Annotated in this window: 15 protein-coding genes and 2 pseudogenes; 5 read left to right on the forward strand and 12 right to left on the reverse strand. The window is 74.8% G+C overall.

The window, feature by feature from the left end; translation table 11 throughout:
- The 4 genes and pseudogenes from hemC to IPO09_21325 form a co-directional block, all read right to left on the reverse strand.
- Complete coding sequence (hemC, locus tag IPO09_21310; protein ID MBK9519813.1) at positions 1 to 948, reverse strand: hydroxymethylbilane synthase; 948 nt, start codon at positions 946 to 948, stop codon at positions 1 to 3.
- Positions 945 to 2,273 (reverse strand): glutamyl-tRNA reductase, encoded by a 1,329-nt coding sequence (locus IPO09_21315; protein ID MBK9519814.1) that lies wholly within the window; start codon positions 2,271 to 2,273, stop codon positions 945 to 947. The genes hemC and IPO09_21315 overlap by 4 nt, the downstream gene beginning before the upstream one ends.
- Entirely contained in the window at positions 2,270 to 3,124 is an 855-nt protein-coding gene (gene ccsA, locus IPO09_21320) for a cytochrome c biogenesis protein CcsA (GenBank protein MBK9519815.1), read from the reverse strand. The genes IPO09_21315 and ccsA overlap by 4 nt, the downstream gene beginning before the upstream one ends.
- A 304-nt stretch (positions 3,125 to 3,428) precedes the next feature.
- A pseudogene (locus tag IPO09_21325) lies at positions 3,429 to 3,779 on the reverse strand (hypothetical protein).
- Positions 3,780 to 3,917: 138 nt separating this feature from the next.
- Between IPO09_21325 and trxA the strand changes: the two are divergent.
- The gene (trxA, locus tag IPO09_21330) at positions 3,918 to 4,247 is read left to right on the forward strand and encodes a thioredoxin (GenBank protein ID MBK9519816.1); all 330 of its coding nucleotides are present in this window, start codon (positions 3,918 to 3,920) and stop codon (positions 4,245 to 4,247) included.
- Between the two features lie 74 nt (positions 4,248 to 4,321).
- Here the strand turns inward: trxA and rodA are convergent, their stop codons facing one another.
- From rodA to mreC, 4 genes are read right to left on the reverse strand one after another with little or no spacing between them, the layout of a single operon-like run.
- Positions 4,322 to 5,443, reverse strand: a complete 1,122-nt coding sequence (rodA, locus tag IPO09_21335) for a rod shape-determining protein RodA (protein ID MBK9519817.1) — start codon at positions 5,441 to 5,443, stop codon at positions 4,322 to 4,324.
- Positions 5,436 to 7,466: a penicillin-binding protein 2 gene (gene mrdA, locus IPO09_21340; GenBank protein ID MBK9519818.1), complete on the reverse strand. Its 2,031-nt coding sequence runs from the start codon at positions 7,464 to 7,466 to the stop codon at positions 5,436 to 5,438. The genes rodA and mrdA overlap by 8 nt, the downstream gene beginning before the upstream one ends.
- A gap of 6 nt (positions 7,467 to 7,472) precedes the next feature.
- Complete coding sequence (locus IPO09_21345; GenBank protein ID MBK9519819.1) at positions 7,473 to 7,982, reverse strand: hypothetical protein; 510 nt, start codon at positions 7,980 to 7,982, stop codon at positions 7,473 to 7,475.
- Complete coding sequence (gene mreC / locus IPO09_21350; protein MBK9519820.1) at positions 7,979 to 8,851, reverse strand: rod shape-determining protein MreC; 873 nt, start codon at positions 8,849 to 8,851, stop codon at positions 7,979 to 7,981. The genes IPO09_21345 and mreC overlap by 4 nt, the downstream gene beginning before the upstream one ends.
- Before the next feature lie 121 nt (positions 8,852 to 8,972).
- Between mreC and IPO09_21355 the strand changes: the two genes are divergently transcribed.
- The 3 genes from IPO09_21355 to IPO09_21365 are packed head-to-tail and all read left to right on the forward strand — an operon-like array spanning position 8,973 to position 11,807.
- A complete protein-coding gene (locus IPO09_21355) occupies positions 8,973 to 10,565 on the forward strand; it encodes a SurA N-terminal domain-containing protein (GenBank protein MBK9519821.1) in 1,593 nt (530 codons plus the stop codon).
- Positions 10,566 to 10,590: 25 nt separating this feature from the next.
- The gene (gene maf / locus IPO09_21360; GenBank protein ID MBK9519822.1) at positions 10,591 to 11,172 is read left to right on the forward strand and encodes a septum formation protein Maf; all 582 of its coding nucleotides are present in this window, start codon (positions 10,591 to 10,593) and stop codon (positions 11,170 to 11,172) included.
- Entirely contained in the window at positions 11,169 to 11,807 is a 639-nt protein-coding gene (locus tag IPO09_21365; protein MBK9519823.1) for a YggS family pyridoxal phosphate-dependent enzyme, read from the forward strand. The genes maf and IPO09_21365 overlap by 4 nt, the downstream gene beginning before the upstream one ends.
- A 38-nt stretch (positions 11,808 to 11,845) precedes the next feature.
- Here the strand turns inward: IPO09_21365 and IPO09_21370 are convergent, their stop codons facing one another.
- Positions 11,846 to 12,067 (reverse strand): hypothetical protein, encoded by a 222-nt coding sequence (locus IPO09_21370; GenBank protein MBK9519824.1) that lies wholly within the window; start codon positions 12,065 to 12,067, stop codon positions 11,846 to 11,848.
- 170 nt (positions 12,068 to 12,237) lie between these two features.
- Here IPO09_21370 and IPO09_21375 point away from each other — a divergent pair, with 170 nt between their 5' ends.
- Complete coding sequence (locus IPO09_21375; protein ID MBK9519825.1) at positions 12,238 to 13,029, forward strand: DUF3108 domain-containing protein; 792 nt, start codon at positions 12,238 to 12,240, stop codon at positions 13,027 to 13,029.
- 23 nt (positions 13,030 to 13,052) lie between these two features.
- Here IPO09_21375 and IPO09_21380 read toward each other — a convergent pair whose 3' ends face one another.
- The 3 genes and pseudogenes from IPO09_21380 to IPO09_21390 all read right to left on the reverse strand — a co-directional run bounded on the left by IPO09_21380 (position 13,053) and on the right by IPO09_21390 (position 15,193).
- The gene (locus tag IPO09_21380; protein ID MBK9519826.1) at positions 13,053 to 13,457 is read right to left on the reverse strand and encodes a hypothetical protein; all 405 of its coding nucleotides are present in this window, start codon (positions 13,455 to 13,457) and stop codon (positions 13,053 to 13,055) included.
- Positions 13,458 to 13,534: 77 nt separating this feature from the next.
- Positions 13,535 to 14,326: pseudogene (locus tag IPO09_21385) on the reverse strand (hypothetical protein).
- A gap of 348 nt (positions 14,327 to 14,674) precedes the next feature.
- A complete protein-coding gene (locus IPO09_21390; GenBank protein ID MBK9519827.1) occupies positions 14,675 to 15,193 on the reverse strand; it encodes a DUF507 family protein in 519 nt (172 codons plus the stop codon).
- Positions 15,194 to 15,319: the final 126 nt, after the last annotated feature.

Here is a 15,319-nt window from a genome sequence, read left to right on the forward strand (position 1 = left end):
CTACTTCTTGACCGGCGCGCCGAGGCCGACGGTGTGGCCCTCGGCCTCCTTGAGGATGCCGTCGGCGCCCTTCCCGAGGAGCTCCTCGGCGAGCGCCACGCCGAGCGCCTGGGCCTCGGCCACCGGCCCCCGCCGCTCGCCGCGGATGATGCGGGCGCCGTCCAGCGAGGCCACCAGGGCGCGCAGCCAGACCTGGCCGCCGCTCACGATGGCGTGGCCGGCGATGGGCACCTGGCAGCCGCCCTCGATGCGGGCCAGGAAGCCACGCTCCGCCTCGATCTGGTGGCGGGTCGAGGCGTCGTCGAGCGCGGCCAGCCGCTGCAGGGTGATCGCGTCGGAGGCCCGGGCCTCCAGCGCCAGCGCCCCCTGCGCCACCGCCGGGAGCATCTCCTCCGGCGAGAACACCTGGGTGGCGTGGCCGTCGAGGCCGAGGCGGCGCAGGCCGGCGTAGGCCAGCACCACCGCGTCGAGCCCCTGGGAGGCCTTGTCGAGCCGGGTCTGCACGTTGCCGCGCACCACCTCGGTCTGGAGGTCCGGGCGCAGCGCCTTGAGCTGGGCCGAGCGGCGCAGCGACGAGGTGCCCACCCTGGCCCCCTTCGGCAGCTGGTCGAGCGTCTTCCACCTCGGCGAGCAGAGGGCGTCGCGGGGGTCCTCGCGCACCGGCACCGCGGCGATGGTCAGGCCGTCCGCCACGACGGCCGGCAGGTCCTTCATCGAGTGGACGGCGATCTCGGCCTCGCCGGAGATGAGGGCGTCCTCGATCTCCTTCACGAAGAGCCCCTTGCCGCCCACCTGGGACAGCGGGACCTCGAGGATGCGGTCGCCGCGGGTCATGAGCTCGCGCAGGACCACCTCGAGGCCGGGCTCCCGCTGCCGCAGCAGCCCGGCGACGTGGTTGGCCTGCCACAGGGCGAGCGGGCTGCGGCGGGTGGCGATGCGGACGGTCACTTGGTCTCCTCCGGGGTGGCGGCCTGGTGGGCCGGGCCGCGCCCGGCGTCGCGCCGGGCGCGCGGGGGCGCGGCTTGCTCCTCGAGTCCGAACAGGGCGGCGGCGGCGCCGGGCAGCGCGCTGTCCCCCGAGGCGGCCGCCTCCTTGAGGCGGGAGGTCGGCCCGTGCAGGAGCTTGTTGACGATGGCCTGGGCCATCATCTCGACGCTGCGGCGCCCCTTCTCGTCCAGCCTGGCGCCCACCGAGGAGAGGGTGCGCTCGGCCTCGGCGCGCGCGATGCGCTCGGCGCGGCGGCGCAGCTCGGCCAGCACCGGCAGGGCGGCGCGGGTCTCGCGCTCGGCCGCGAAGGCCAGCACCTCGGCCTCCACGATGGCCTCGGCGCGGACCGCCTCGCCGCGCCGCGCCTCGTGGTTGGCCACCACCACCCGCTCCAGGTCGTCCACGTCGTAGGCGTAGACCTCGTCGAGGTCGGCGCAGGTCGGGTCGACGTTGCGGGGCACCGCCAGGTCGATGAGGCACAGGTTGCGGTGGCGGCGCAGCTTCATGGCGCGCTTCACCAGGTCCCGGGTCAGCACGTAGGTGGGCGCGCCGGTGGAGACGATCACCACGTCGGCCTCCACCAGCAGCGCCTCCAGCTGCTCCCAGGGGCGGAAGGTGCCGCCCACCTGGTCGGCCAGCGACTGGCCGCGCTCCGGCGAGCGGTTGGTGACCAGCACCGCGTCGGCGCCCAGCACCTTGAGCGCCTTGGCGGAGAGCGCCCCCATCTTGCCGGCGCCCACCAGCAGGATGGCCCGCCCCTCCAGGTTCTCGAAGATCTTGGCCACCAGGTCGACCGCCACCTGCGACATGGAGGTGGCGCCGCGCCCGATCTCGGTCTCGGTGCGGACCCGCTTGGCGGTGACGAAGGCGCGGTTGCACAGCCGCGACATGAAGCCGCCGGCCGCGCTGGCCGCGCTGGCCAGGCCGTAGGCCTCCTTCACCTGGCCCAGGATCTGCTGCTCGCCCACCACCATGGAGTCGAGCGAGGAGGCCACCCGGAAGAGGTGGCGCACCGCCTCCGAGCCGCGCTTCACGTAGAGGTGGTCGGTGGCCTGCTCGGCCCGGCTGGTGAAGAAGTGGCGCGCCGGCCCCTCGCCGCTGGCCTGCACGAAGACCTCCACCCGGTTGCAGGTGGAGACCACGAAGGCCTCGGCCACGCCGTCCATCCGCTTCAGCTCGGCCAGCGCCGCCTTGAGGGCCTCGCCGGAGAGCGCCACCCGCTCGCGCACCTCGATGGGGGCGCTCTTGTGCGAGAGCCCCACCAGGAAGAGGTCCGGCAGGCTCACGGTGCGGCCCCCGGCTGCGCCGGCGCGTAGGTGCCGGTGTGCAGGGTCACGCCCGGCACGGCCCGCAGGCTGATCATCGAGCCCAGCACCAGCGTGAAGCCCACCATGGTGAGGATGGCGTAGCGCCGCCCGTGCCAGCCGGCGTGGCGCAGCTGCACCATGGCGCCGTAGAGCAGCCAGACCACCAGGCTGGAGATCTGCTGGGGGTCCCAGGACCAGGCGCTCTTCCAGACGGCGCTGGCGGTCACCGCGCCGGTGAGCAGCGCCACCGTGAAGACCACGAAGCCCAGGCGCACCAGCCGCTGGGTCAGGTGGTCGAGCGAGCGGAGCGGCGGCAGGCGCGAGAAGAGCACGCCGAAGTTCTTGCCCTTCACCTCGCGCTCCTGCAGCAGGTACATGAGCGCCACCCCGAAGGCGATGGCGAAGAGCGCCACCCCCAGGCTGGCGGTCATGATGTGCAGGGTCAGGGTGGGGTGGCGCAGCGTGGCCGGGGCCACGCCGGGCGAGCCCCCCTCGCCGAAGAGCGTGGGCGTGAGCACCAGCAGCACCAGCGGGGTGATGAAGGCCCCCACCGTGGGCAGGTGGTAGAAGCGCTGCACCAGCAGGTAGGTGCCGGCGATGAGCCAGGCCATCAGCACGAAGCCGCCGCGCAGGGTGAACCACTCCAGCCCGCCGAACTCCTTGCAGGCCAGGCCGATGGCCACCATGTGGACCACGAAGGCGCCGGAGAGGAACCAGGCGCCCACCCGCGCCGCCGAGGCCAGGTGGGTGGGGCGGGCGAAGAACAAGATGTAGCCGATGGTGGCCACCACGTAGAGGCCGGCGGCGAAGCGAAGCAGTTCGAGGCTCATGGTGCTTTCGTGGGTGCGGCCCCGGCCCGGGCGGCGGGCGCGGGGGGGTCGGTCTCTATATTGGGAGTCAGGAGAGGTTGTCGAGCAGGAACCGGGCCAGGGCCTCGGCCTCCTGCCGGCGCTCTTCCAGCTCCTTGGGGAGCGGCGCGGCGCCGTAGGGGCGCGGCGGGCCGGCGCGGGCCGGCGGGGGTGGTCCCGCGGCGCCGGCGGCGGGCGGGGCGGGCGGCCCACCGGGGCCGGACGGCTGGGCGGCCGCGGCCGGGGAGGTGGCCGGGGGCGCGGCGGCCTCCGGGGACGCGGCCGGGCGCGGCCGCCCGGGCTCGGCCCTGGCCGCCGCGGCGGCCTGCAGCGCGCTCATCTCGGCCAGGAACCCGGGCTCGACCTCGTAGCCCGCGTCGCCGAGCAGCACCGAGGCGTCCACCACCTCGGCGCCCAGCTCGCGCAGCTGCGCCACCGACTTCACCTTGCGGAGCAGCTGGTGCGGGTCGGCCTCGGCCCCGATCAGCTTGAGGAACCGGACCGCCGGATCGAGGGCGTAGCTGCGCCCGCGACCCTCGCCGGCCAGCAGCGTCATGACGTTGCCGACGAAGTCGATCTTGCCCTGCTCGGCCCAGGAGTCGAGCATCGCCTGGGTGACGAAGAGGAGGCCTGCCATCGCGTCCGTCGAGTCCTTTGCCTGGGGCGCCAAGTGCCCGTGGAGCGTGGAAAATTAGCACGCCGCCACCGCCGCTTGCCAGCGCGGTCCGGGGCGCATAAGAAGAGCCTCCCACCGCCTTCCAGGCAAGGAGCACCCATGGCCTCCAGCGACGTCGTCACCCTGCAGGACTCCACCTTCGACGCCGAGGTCAAGCAGAGCGACGTGCCGGTGCTGGTGGACTTCTGGGCGGTCTGGTGCGGCCCCTGCAAGGCCATCGCCCCGGCCGTCGAGGACATCGCCCGCCGCTACAAGGGCAAGCTCAAGGTCTGCAAGATGGACGTGGACGAGCACCAGGCGGTGCCGCAGGCGTTCGGCATCCGCTCCATCCCCACCCTGCTCATCTTCAAGGGCGGCCAGGTGGTCGGCACGGTGGTGGGCGCCGACAAGGGCAAGCTCGAGGAGGCCGTCAAGAAGGTCACCGCCTAGCCGGGCCGCCCGCCACCCCCTCGCCACCTCGCGCCGCGCGTGTGTCCCCGCGCGGCGCGGCGCGTCCCGGGGCGTCAGTTGACGAAGCGGCGCATCCCGACGTTGGCCAGCAGGCCGATGCCGGCGAAGATGGCCAGCACCGAGGACCCGCCGTAGCTCATGAGCGGCAGGGTCACCCCCACCACCGGCAGCACGGCGGTGACCATCCCGATGTTGACCACCGTCTGCCAGAACAGCATGGCGCTCACCCCCACCGCCAGGAAGTGGCCGAAGTGGTCGCGGGCGTTGCCGGCGATGTCCACCGCCACCGTCACCAGGGCGAAGTAGAGCGCCAGCAGGAGCAGGCAGCCGAAGAAGCCGTGCTCCTCGGCCCACACCGAGAAGATGAAGTCGGTGTGCTGCTCCGGCAGGAACGACAGGTAGCTCTGCGTCCCCTGGCCCCAGCCCTTGCCGATGGCCTGCCCGGAGCCCACCGCGATCTTCGACTGCATGGCGTGGTAGCCGGCCCCCAGCGCGTCGCCCTCCGGGTTGAGGAAGGTCTCGACCCGCTTCTTCTGGTAGGGCTTGAGGTGCGGGTAGCCGAAGCTGGCCGCCAGCACCGCCACCCCGGCCAGCACCGCCAGGGTGCGCCAGCGCACCCGGGCGAAGAGCAGCATGGTGCCGCCGATGGCCACCACCACCAGCGCCGTCCCCAGGTCGGGCTGCTTCAGGATGAGCAGCGCCGGCAGCAGCGTGATGAGCCCGGGGATGGCGATGCCCATGAGGCCGAGCGGCCCCTTGCGGCGGGCCGAGTCCCAGTGGAACCAGCTGGCCAGCGCCATGATGACGGCGATCTTGGCCAGCTCGGAGGGCTGGCCGAGGTTGACGCTCCCCACGCCGATCCAGCGGCGCGCTCCCATGACGGTGCGGCCCACCACGAAGACCGCCCCCAGCAGCCCCACCACCAGGCCGTAGAAGACCCAGGCCAGGCGCCGGTAGGAGCGGTAGTCGAACAGCGTGATGGCCGCCGCCAGCACCACCCCGGCGCCCATCCAGGCGGACTGGGCGATCCAGACCGGCGCGTGGGCGCTGCGCGAGGCGGAGGCCAGGTTCCAGATGCCGATGGCCCCGATGGCCAGCGTCAGCCCGGCCACCGGCCAGGGGAAGTGGACGAAGGTGCGGCGCGGCGCCGAGGAGGCCAGCGAGACCTCAGCCATGCCGGCCTCCCGTGGCCAGGGCGGCGGGCCGGGCGCCCAGGGAGGGGCGGTCGGCCCGGCCGGGCGGCGCGGCGCGCGGCGGGGTCGAGGGTGGCGGGGGCGGCGCGCGGCCCGAGGCCCCGGCCCGCTCGGCCGCGTCCTGCGCCTTGAGCTCGAAGAAGGCCTTGATGAGGGCGCCGGCGGTGGGCGCCGCGTTGGACGCGCCGAAGCCGGAGTGCTCGTTGAGCACCACCACCACGATCTCCGGGTCGTCGGCCGGGGCGAAGGCCGCGAACCAGGCGTGGTCCCGCTGGAAGTAGCCCACCTGCGAGGCCTTGAGGCGGGTGGCGCCCAGCTTGACCACCTGCGCCGTGCCGGTCTTGCCGGCCATGAGGTAGTCCTGGCTGCGCTGCGCGTAGCCGGTGCCGTACGGCTCGTTGACGGCCGCCAGCAGCCCCTTCATCACCGCCTGCCGCGTCGAGGGCTTCAGGTCCACCCGGCCGCGCTCCTCCGGCGCGAACTCCCGGACCACCCGCCCCTCCGGGTCCTCGATGCGCAGCACCACCTGCGGCCTCCACAGGACGCCGGTGGCCAGCGCCCCGTAGAACACCACCTGCTGCATGGGGGTGACGTTCACGTCGCCCTGCCCGATCGAGAGGTTGACCGCCATGCCCCGCTGGTAGCCGCCGGGGACGCGCGCGTCGTGCCAGGCGACGTCGGGGATGGTCCCCGGCACCTCGCCGGCCACGTCGAAGCCGGTGGGCGCGCCCAGCCCGAGCCGCTTGCCCCACCTGGCGATCAGGTCGGCGCCCAGCTGCGCGCCGGCCTGGTAGAAGAAGACGTCGCAGCTGGCCCCCAGCGCGTGGGTGAAGTCCACCGCGCCGTGGCCCGACTCCTTGTCGCAGCGCCAGCGGGCCGCGCCCATGCGGAAGTACCCCGGGCAGCTCACCTGGGTCTCGGGCCGGAAGAGCCCCTCCTCCAGCGCCGCGATGGCGGTCACCGCCTTGAAGGTCGAGCCCGGGTGGTAGTGCTGCTGGATGGCGCGGAACAGCTCCGGCTGCAGCGGGTCGTCGTGGATGCGGCTCAGCTCGGCCCCGGAGATGCGGCCCGACATCTTGTTGGGGTCGGGGGCCGGCCGGTCCACCAGCGCCAGCAGGAACCCGGTCTTGGCCTCCATGGCCAGCACCACGCCGGCGGTGGCCGGGAAGGCCTTCTCGGCCAGCTCCTGCAGGCGCCAGTCGAGCGACAGCACCAGGTTGTTGCCCGGCCGCGCCGGCACCAGCCGGTGGTCCTCGGCGATGAGATCGCCCTCCTTCTCGCGCCCCTTGGCGTCCACCGCGATGCGGCGCTTGCCGTCGACGCCGCGCAGCTCGCGCTCCCAGCGGCGCTCCAGGCCGCGCCGCCCGGTGTAGTCGCCCAGCAGGTAGGCGCCCTGCGGGCTGGCCGACCGCGCCAGCTCCTCGTTGAGCCGCTTCTGCTCCTCCGGCCCGACCTCGTTCATGTAGCCGATGAGGTGGCCGCCCAGCGGGCCGAAGCGGTAGTTGCGGTGGGGCGTCGGCAGGACGTCGACGCCCGGCAGGTCCATGCCGCCGGCCTCCAGCACGTCGAGCTCCTCGCGCCGCACGTCCACCGCCAGCGTGAAGGGGCGGAAGCGCTCCAGCTTGCGGGCCGCGGCCAGCTGGGCCCGGGCCCGCTGCTCGCCCTCGGGCGGCAGGGCCAGCAGCGCCGCCAGCCGCGAGACGATCTCGTCGCACTGCTTGCCGCAGAAGTAGGGCGTCAGGGTGACGTCGTAGCTGGGGCGGGAGTCCACCAGCACCTTGCTGCGCCGGTCCAGCACCTGGCCGCGGTCGGCCGGCACCCGCAGCTCCTTGACGAAGTTCTCGTCGGCCTTCTCCTTGTACTCGTCGCCGCGCAGCACCTGGAGCTGGTAGAGCCGCCCCAGCAGGATCAGGAAGGCGACCACCACCACGGCGGTGGCCCAGAGGGCGCGCGGCTTGAACTCGCGCTGGGTGGCGCCGGGGCCGGCTGAGGGGAGGAACGACATGCCGGGTCACCCGATGAGATCGGGCTCCTCCTCGCCGAGCAGGGCGTCGAGCCGCCGGAAGGCGCGCTGCAGCAGGGGCGCCAGCAGGCCGGTGAGCGCGGCCTCGACCAGCAGGCGCGGCAGGAGCCCCCAGCCCGGCTGCGACTCCGGCGGCGCCGCCGCCCGGAGCAGCGCCAGCGCGCCGACCGACAGCCCCAGCGCGGCGCCGCCCGAGAGCAGGGCGAAGCCGAGCCGGCCGCGCACGTCCACGCCGGCCCCCACCAGGCGCACCACCAGGAACACCGCCACGGCCAGGGAGGTGAGCAGGCCCCGGGGCGTGCCGGCCGTGAGGTCCAGCACGTAGCCCACGCCGGCGGCGCCCACCGCGCCGTCCACGTTGCCGGCGCCCAGCGCCAGGTGCACCAGCGCCGGCGCCAGCAGGCAGACGGTGACCGCCCCGCCGCCCAGGTGGCGCGTCAGGGCCGCCTGGACGGTGGCCAGCAGGAGCGCCAGCAGCAGGTGCGCCAGCGGCCTCACGGCAGGGCCCCCGGCAGCGCGGCGGCCGGCAGCAGGTCGCGCGCGCCGGAGGTGATCACCAGCACCTCCTCCAGGCGGGTGGGGTCCACCGCCGGCAGCACCGAGCCCTCCAGGAAGAGCCCGCCCTGGGTGGACCGCACCAGCCGGGTGGCGCGCCCCACCGGCAGGCCGGCCGGGAAGACCGCGTCGGTGCCGGAGGTGACCAGCAGGTCGCCCTCGATGACGTCCTCGCTGCGCAGGGCGTAGTCCAGGCGGCCCAGGTCGGGCCGGCCCAGGCCACGCACGTTGGCGCGCGCCCGGGTGCGCTCGACGCGGACCGCGATGGAGCTGTTGCGGTCCACCGCCAGCAGCACGTCGGCGCTCCCGCCGGCGGTGGCGTGCACCCGCCCCACCACCCCGTCGGCCACCACCACCGGCATGCCGCGGGCCAGGCCCGCGTCGGCCCCCTTGTCGAGGGTGATGAGCTGCAGGCCGGCCGGCGCCATCCGCACCCCGATGACCCGGGCGCCCAGGTAGCTGCGCGGCGGCTCGGCCTCGGCCAGCGACAGGAGCCGGCGCAGCCGGTCGTTCTCGGCCTTCTCCTGCAGCAGCGCCTGGCGCTCCAGGGTGAGCTGCCGGTTCTCGCGGGTCAGCGCGGCGGCCCGCTCGTGGGCCCCGCGCAGGGCCAGGTACCCGCTCCAGGCGTCGAGCGTGCCGGTCACGGCGGCGGCCACCACCTTCTCGAGCGGCGCGGTGACCGCCAGCAGCAGCTGGTCGACGCGCGACCGCTCGCCCGGGCGCGCGGCGTGGGCGAAGAAGACGGCCAGTGGGAAGAGCAGCAGCACGGCGACCAGGATGAGCTCGCGGTACCGCCTGAGGAGGGCCAGCACGGGTACTCCAGCGGGGGCAAAATCCCTTGCATTTTAGCGACTCTTCGCTACCTTGTTCAACCTCTTGGCGCCCCCCGGCGCCAGATTTCCTTTTCACCCTGCCACAGGAGTCGAAGGGCCCATGCTGGACAACCTCAGAGCGAACAAGGGCGGCATCATCACCTACTTCTTCCTGTTCGCCATCATCATCGTGTTCGTGGTGAGCTTCGGTCCCGGCTCCTTCGACAAGGGGTGCAGCGGCCAGCAGGCGCCGGTGTGGGCGGCCGAGGTGAACGGCCAGGTGGTCACGGCGGCCGAGTACGAGCAGGCCTATGGCACCCTGCTGCGCGCCTTCCAGCAGCAGGCCGGGCAGGCCTTCTCCCGCGAGCTGGCCGAGCAGCTGGGCCTGCAGGGCATGGCCATGAACCAGCTGGTGGAGCGCACCCTGGTGACCCAGGAGGCCAAGCGCCAGGGGCTGGTCATCAGCGACGACGAGCTGGCCAGGACCATCGTGGAGCTGCCCGGCTTCCAGGGCGCCGACGGGCGCTTCGACAAGGAGGCCTACCGGGCCGCCGTCGAGGGCGCCTACGGATCGGTCAAGCAGTTCGAGAAGGTGATGCGCGAGGACCTGCTCTACCAGCGCATGCTGGCCGGGCTGCGGCAGACCGTGAAGGTGGCCGAGGGCGAGGTGCGCGAGGCCTGGACCACCGACCACGACCAGGTGAGCCTGGCCTTCGTCCGCTTCCCGCTGGCCGCCGCCGAGACCGAGGTGAAGAAGCCCACCACCACCGAGGTGGTGGCGTTCGTGGCCACCCAGGGCCCGCGCCTGGAGAAGGCCTACCAGGAGGCGGCCGCCCGCTTCGACCAGCCCAGGAAGGTGAGGGCCCGCCACATCCTGGTGAAGGTGGCGGCCGGCGCGACGGCCGACGCCGACGCCGCGGCCAGGAGGAAGCTGGAGGCCCTGGCCGCCCGCGTCGAGAAGGGGGAGGACTTCGGCCTGGTGGCCGGGCAGGCCTCCGAGGACGAGGCCAGCAAGGGCCGCGGCGGCGACCTGGGCTTCGTGGCCGAGGGGCTGGTCGAGAAGGCCTTCTCCGACGCGGCCTTCGCCCTGGAGCAGGGCAAGGTCTCGGCGCCGGTCCGCACCGCGGCCGGCTGGCACCTCATCCGCGCCGACCAGGTGGTGGCCGCCAAGAAGGTGTCGCTCGACGAGGCCCGCGCCCTGCTGGCCCCCGAGCTGATCGTCAAGGACCGCGCCGCCGCGGTGGCCGGCGCCAGGGCCGCGGCCGCGCTGGCCGCGGTCAAGGCCGGCAAGTCGCTGGCCTCGCTCTTCCCCACCGAGGAGGCCGCCAAGAAGGCCAAGCAGGCGCCGGTCAAGCTGGGGGCCGCCCTGGTGGTGGCCGACTCGACCGGTCCCTTCGGCGACCAGGGCGCCTTCGTGCCCAAGCTGGGCGCCGCGCCCGAGCTGGCGGCCGCCGGGCTGGCCGGCACCGCCGGCAAGCCGCTCGACCGGGTCTTCGAGACCGCGCAGGGACCGGTGGTGGCGGTGGTGGAGACGCGGGAGCGCCCCGACCCGGCCCAGTTCGCCGCCCAGCGCGACCAGGTGGCCCAGCGGCTCATCGGCCGCAAGGAGTCGCAGGTCCAGCAGGCCTGGCTGAAGCAGCTGCGCGACGCCGCCACGGTGAAGACCAACGCCGCCCTGACCGCCCCCGGCGCCGCCCCGGGCGAGGCCGGGTAGCCGCGCTGCGGGGCCCCGCCTCCTGATGGCCCCTCCGCTCCTCACGCTCGCCTCGGCGAGCCCGCGCCGCCGGGAGCTCCTCGGCGCCCTCGGGCTCAGCCTCGAGGTGCGTCCGGCCCACACCGACGAGACGCCCCGCCCCGGCGAGGCCCCGGCCGACTACGCCCGCCGGGTGGCCCGGGAGAAGGCGCGCGCCGTGGACGGCGAGCTGGTGCTGGCCGCCGACACCACCGTGGCCGTGGACGGCGCGCTGCTGGGCAAGCCGCGCGACGAGGCCGACGCCGCCCGCATGCTGCGCAGCCTGTCGGGACGGTCGCACCAGGTCATCTCGGCCGTCTGCGTCCGCCGCCCGGCGATCCGCCTGGAGTTCGACGCGGTCACCACCACCGAGGTGGAGGTGGCGCCGCTCTCCGAGGCGGTCATCGCCTGGTACGTCGGCACCGGCGAGCCGCGCGACAAGGCCGGCGCCTACGCGGTGCAGGGGCTGTTCGGGGCCTTCGTGCGGGCGGTGCGCGGCAGCGTCACCGGGGTGATCGGCCTGCCGCTGGACGAGACCCTGGGGCTGCTGCGACGGGCCGGCTACCCGCTGCCCTGGGAGGCGCGGTGAGCCTGGCGGCGCGGCTGGCGGCCCTCACCGCCGCGCTCCCCCCGCGCGTCACGCTCATCGCCGTCTCCAAGACCCAGCCGGCCTCGGCCATCCGCGAGGCGTACGCCGCCGGGCAGCGCCACTTCGGCGAGAACTACGCGCAGGAGTGGCGCGAGAAGGCCCTGGCCCTGGCCGACCTGCCCGGGCTCACCTGGCACTTCATCGGCGGGCTGCAGACCAACAAGGTGAGGCTCCTGGCCGGCCAGGTGGCCTACGTGCACACGGTGGACCGGCTGGAGCTGGCGCGCGAGCTGTCGAAGCGCTGGGCCGCCGCCGGCGCCACCCTGAAGGTGCTGCTGGAGGTCAACGTGGGCGGCGAGCGGCAGAAGGCCGGCTGCGCCCCCGGCGGCGCCGCGGCGCTGGCCGGGGCGGTGCGGGCCCTGCCCGCCCTCGAGCTGGTGGGGCTGACCTGCATCCCGCCGCCGGAGGACGACCCGCGGCCGCACTTCCGGGCCCTGCGGGGGCTGCGCGACGACCTCGGCCTGGCCGAGCTCTCCATGGGGATGAGCGCCGACTGGCCGGTGGCGGTGGAGGAGGGCGCCACCATGGTGCGGGTGGGGACCGCCCTGTTCGGCGCGCGGCCGCCGCGGGCCTGACCCGGGGTGGCGCGGCGGAGGCCGCAGGCCAGGCCGCCTCAGAGCAGCCGCAGCTTGAGCCGGCCGGCGTCGGTCACCGTGACCCGGAAGTCGGCGCCGCAGTAGTAGCAGCGGATCTCGTCCTCGTCGCCGAACTTGTCGTCGTAGGGGTTGTTGGCGGCGCACTCCGGGCAGTCGAAGTCGCCGAAGCGGCGCGTCGACCCGTCGAGGCCGGCGTCCTTGTTCTCGTCCTCGTCGTCGTAGCCCTGGTCCACCGGCATGTGGCGTCTCCCGGGGCGGGAGCGTAGCCGATCCCGGGGGCGGTCGGGGTCGGGGTCGAGCCGGTCTGCTCACCCTCTCCCCCACACCGTGGGGGAGAGGGCCGGGGTGAGGGGGCCGCCCGCGGTCGGGTCGGTGGACGCGCCGGCGGGGTCGCGGCATCGTGCCGGACATGCACCTCGCGCCGCTCGCCCTCTCCCTGGCCGCCCTGGCCGGCGCCGCCACCCCCGGCGCGCCACCGGCGCCCCCCTGCGCCCTCCCGCTGCTGGCCGGGCCGGCGCCCTTCGGGCCGGGCGAGGTGCTCGCCATGGACCTCGGGCTGCTCGGCGCGGTGCGGGTCGGCGAGGTGAAGTTCTCGGTGGAGCGAGCGCTCTCCGGCGGCCAGGTGCTCCCGCTGACGGCCCGGGCGCGCAACACCGCCCGCTTCGGGCCGCTGCAGCGGCTGGTGGCGGTGGGGCTCTCCTGGATCGACGCGCGCACGCTCCGGCCCGAGCGCTACCACGAGGAGTCCGACGAGGACGGCCGCCGGCGGGTCAGCGACACCAGGCTGCGGCCGGCGGCCCCGGAGGTCACCATGACCTTCTCCGACGGCGGCCAGGCGGGGCGCGCCAGCTACGCCCGCCAGGGCGAGGCGCTCGACGCGCTCTCGGCGCTCTACCTGCTGCGGGCGGCGCGTCTGGTGGCCGGCGAGCGGTTCTGCTTCGACATGGTGGGCAACGGGAAGTACTGGCGCGTGGAGGGGACGGTGGGGGCGCCCGAGGTGGTGGAGGTCCCGGCCGGGAAGTTCCGCGCCTGGCGGCTGGAGGCGCGGGCGCGTCGCGCCGACGGCCAGGGCAAGGACCGGCCGCTCTACCTGTGGCTCTCCGACGACGCGCGGCGCCTGCCGGTGGCGGCGGTCTCGGAGGTGGATCTCGGGCCGGTGTCGGCCAAGCTGGTGGAGGCCCGCGGCACCCGGCGCCCCTGAGGGGCGGGGGGCGCCCCTCCGGCTCACATGCGCGCGGCCACCTGGGCGACGCGCCGCCGCAGGTTGGCCAGCACCTCGGAGAGGTACTCGAGCTGCTCGATGGGGCCGCCGCCGAGCGCCAGGGCCAGCAGCTTCTGCTGCGAGACCTCGGGGTCGGCCAGCACCGCCTCGACGCGGCCCATGAAGCCGGTGATGGAGCCCATGGCCTCGCGGGCCTCGCGCAGGTCGTCGGCCAGGAAGTCGAGGACCACGTGCTCGCGGGCCGTCTTGCTCGCCAGGCGGCGCCGCAGCGCCTCCACCGGGTCGATGGCCGGCGGCGTGGGCGCCTGGGGGCGCGCCACCGCGCCGGCCGGGGACCCCACCAGCGCCACCCGCGCCACCGGGACCGCCTGCCCGAGCCGCTCCGCCGCCTGGTTCCGCACCGTCATGCCGGCCTCCCGTCCACGCCGCCCGCGCCGGCCGGAAGGACCGGCCGGCTCGCCTCGTCCACCACACCCTTGGCCCGCCGCCTGGCCACCGCCGCGACGGCCGCCGCGATCCGCTCCGGCGACTGCCCCTCCTCGCGCAGCTCGCGGACCTCGCGGAGGGAGGCCGCGAAGGCCTCGTCGCCGTCCCGGCCGCGGGCCTGGCAGAGGGCCCGCGCCAGCTCCCGCTCTCGCCGGGCGGCCGGGGTCGCCGGCGGAGCCACCGGCGCCGGCTGCTCGAGCCGCGCCGCCCTGGCCGGGGCCGGCCGAGCCGACCGGTCGGCCACCCGGGCCACCGGCCCTGCCGCCGGACCGGACCGCCCGTCCGGCGGCGCCGCGTCCACCGGCGCCGGGGCGGCCCGGCCGAGCAGCACGTCGTCGCCCACCGGCTCACCGAACGCCTCGGCCGGCAGCGCCACGCGCCACAGGGTGCCGCGGTTGTCGCGGTGCAGCGGCCGGGCGAAGCCCTTCTGGACCAGGCCGTCGAGCACCCGCAGCAGCCGGCGCTCGGAGAGGCGCAGCCGCGCCATCAGCTCTCGCTTGCCGGCGCGGGCCCAGTTGCGCCCCTCGCCATAGGCCAGCCGGAGCAGCTGGAAGTAGGCCGCCTGCTCCTCGGCCTCCAGCACCTCGCCGGCCCGATCGAGCGCCTCGAGCGGCAGGGCCACGAAGGAGGCGCGGACGCGGGCCGCGCCCAGCAGCTCGCCGGCGTAGGGGACCCGCCGCATCTCGCCGGGCGCCAGGGCCTCGGCGGGCACCGCGCCGGGCTCGAGGGGCGCCGTCGCCAGCGCCGCGCTGCCGCGGATACCTCGGTAGTAGGCCAGCCCCTTCGCCACCAGACCTCCGCCCTGCCGGATTCGAGGGTCCAGGGTAATCGCACGATATCGGGGGTCAATTTTCCGACCGACGGGAGGTGGTCAGGACCGGGGGTCGGGGTCGGGGGTCGGGGTCGGGGTCGGGGTCGGGGTCGGGGGTCGGGGTCGGGGGTCGGGGTCGGGGTCGGGGTCGGGGCCGCGGTCGGGGTCGGGGTCGGGGCCGCGGTCGGGTGGTCTGCTCACCCTCTCCCCCACACGGTGGGGGAGAGGGCCGGGGTGAGGGGGCCGCCCGGGGCCGCGGTCGGGGCGCCAACGAGAACGGCGCCCCTGGGGGCGCCGTCTCCGCTGCGGGGTGCGACGTGGCTGGGCCTAGATGAGGCCGCGGCTCCGCCGGAGCAGCTCCACCATCTTGCCGTACTCGATGTCGAAGGCGGCCGTGCCCTCCTGCAGGTGCTTCAGGCGGGCGCGCGCCTCGCGCTCGATCTCGTCGTCCACGTCGAGGTGCCGGCGGAAGATCCCGAAGACCTTCTTCCGGATGATGTTGTCCTCGGAGTAGACCTCCTCCACGTTGCGGGAGACCAGGAGGAACTCGATCATCTGGCCGATGACGTACTCGATGCCCTCGTCGCCCATCTTGAAGCCGCGGACGTCGGCCATCTCGCGCTTCACGGCGTTGAACCTGGAGTGGTCGTAGCCGCGGCGCTCCAGCGCCTCGCGGGTGGCCGCGTTGACGCGCTCCTCGGCCGCCAGGTACTCCTTCATGATCGCCGCCATGTCCATCTCGGCATCGGCGATGCGGAGCGTCTCCACCTCGACGTCGCCGTCCTGCATGAGGGTCGAGACGACCTCTCGGGCGATGGTGGGGATGACCTTGGGGTAGAGCCGCATTGATTTTTCCTCGCCACGACGTCCGGGGCCCACGCCGTGGGCCATCTTCAGCGCCGTGAGCGGGAACCGCGGTTGAAAGGTGAAGCCTTGTAAACCCCAGCCCGCCGCACGGGCAAGGGAAAACTA

It is taken from the genome of Anaeromyxobacter sp., assembly GCA_016718565.1.
GTDB lineage: Bacteria > Myxococcota > Myxococcia > Myxococcales > Anaeromyxobacteraceae > JADKCZ01.

Coding starts and splice junctions, on each gene's coding strand:
- ccsA (MBK9519815.1), bottom strand. CDS start 3,124: ATGAGCCTCGAACTGCTTCGCTTCGCCGCCGGCCTCTACGTGGTGGCC.
- trxA (MBK9519816.1), top strand. CDS start 3,918: ATGGCCTCCAGCGACGTCGTCACCCTGCAGGACTCCACCTTCGACGCC.
- rodA (MBK9519817.1), bottom strand. CDS start 5,443: ATGGCTGAGGTCTCGCTGGCCTCCTCGGCGCCGCGCCGCACCTTCGTC.
- mrdA (MBK9519818.1), bottom strand. CDS start 7,466: ATGTCGTTCCTCCCCTCAGCCGGCCCCGGCGCCACCCAGCGCGAGTTC.
- IPO09_21355 (MBK9519821.1), top strand. CDS start 8,973: ATGCTGGACAACCTCAGAGCGAACAAGGGCGGCATCATCACCTACTTC.
- maf (MBK9519822.1), top strand. CDS start 10,591: ATGGCCCCTCCGCTCCTCACGCTCGCCTCGGCGAGCCCGCGCCGCCGG.
- IPO09_21370 (MBK9519824.1), bottom strand. CDS start 12,067: ATGCCGGTGGACCAGGGCTACGACGACGAGGACGAGAACAAGGACGCC.
- IPO09_21375 (MBK9519825.1), top strand. CDS start 12,238: ATGCACCTCGCGCCGCTCGCCCTCTCCCTGGCCGCCCTGGCCGGCGCC.
- IPO09_21380 (MBK9519826.1), bottom strand. CDS start 13,457: ATGACGGTGCGGAACCAGGCGGCGGAGCGGCTCGGGCAGGCGGTCCCG.
- IPO09_21390 (MBK9519827.1), bottom strand. CDS start 15,193: ATGCGGCTCTACCCCAAGGTCATCCCCACCATCGCCCGAGAGGTCGTC.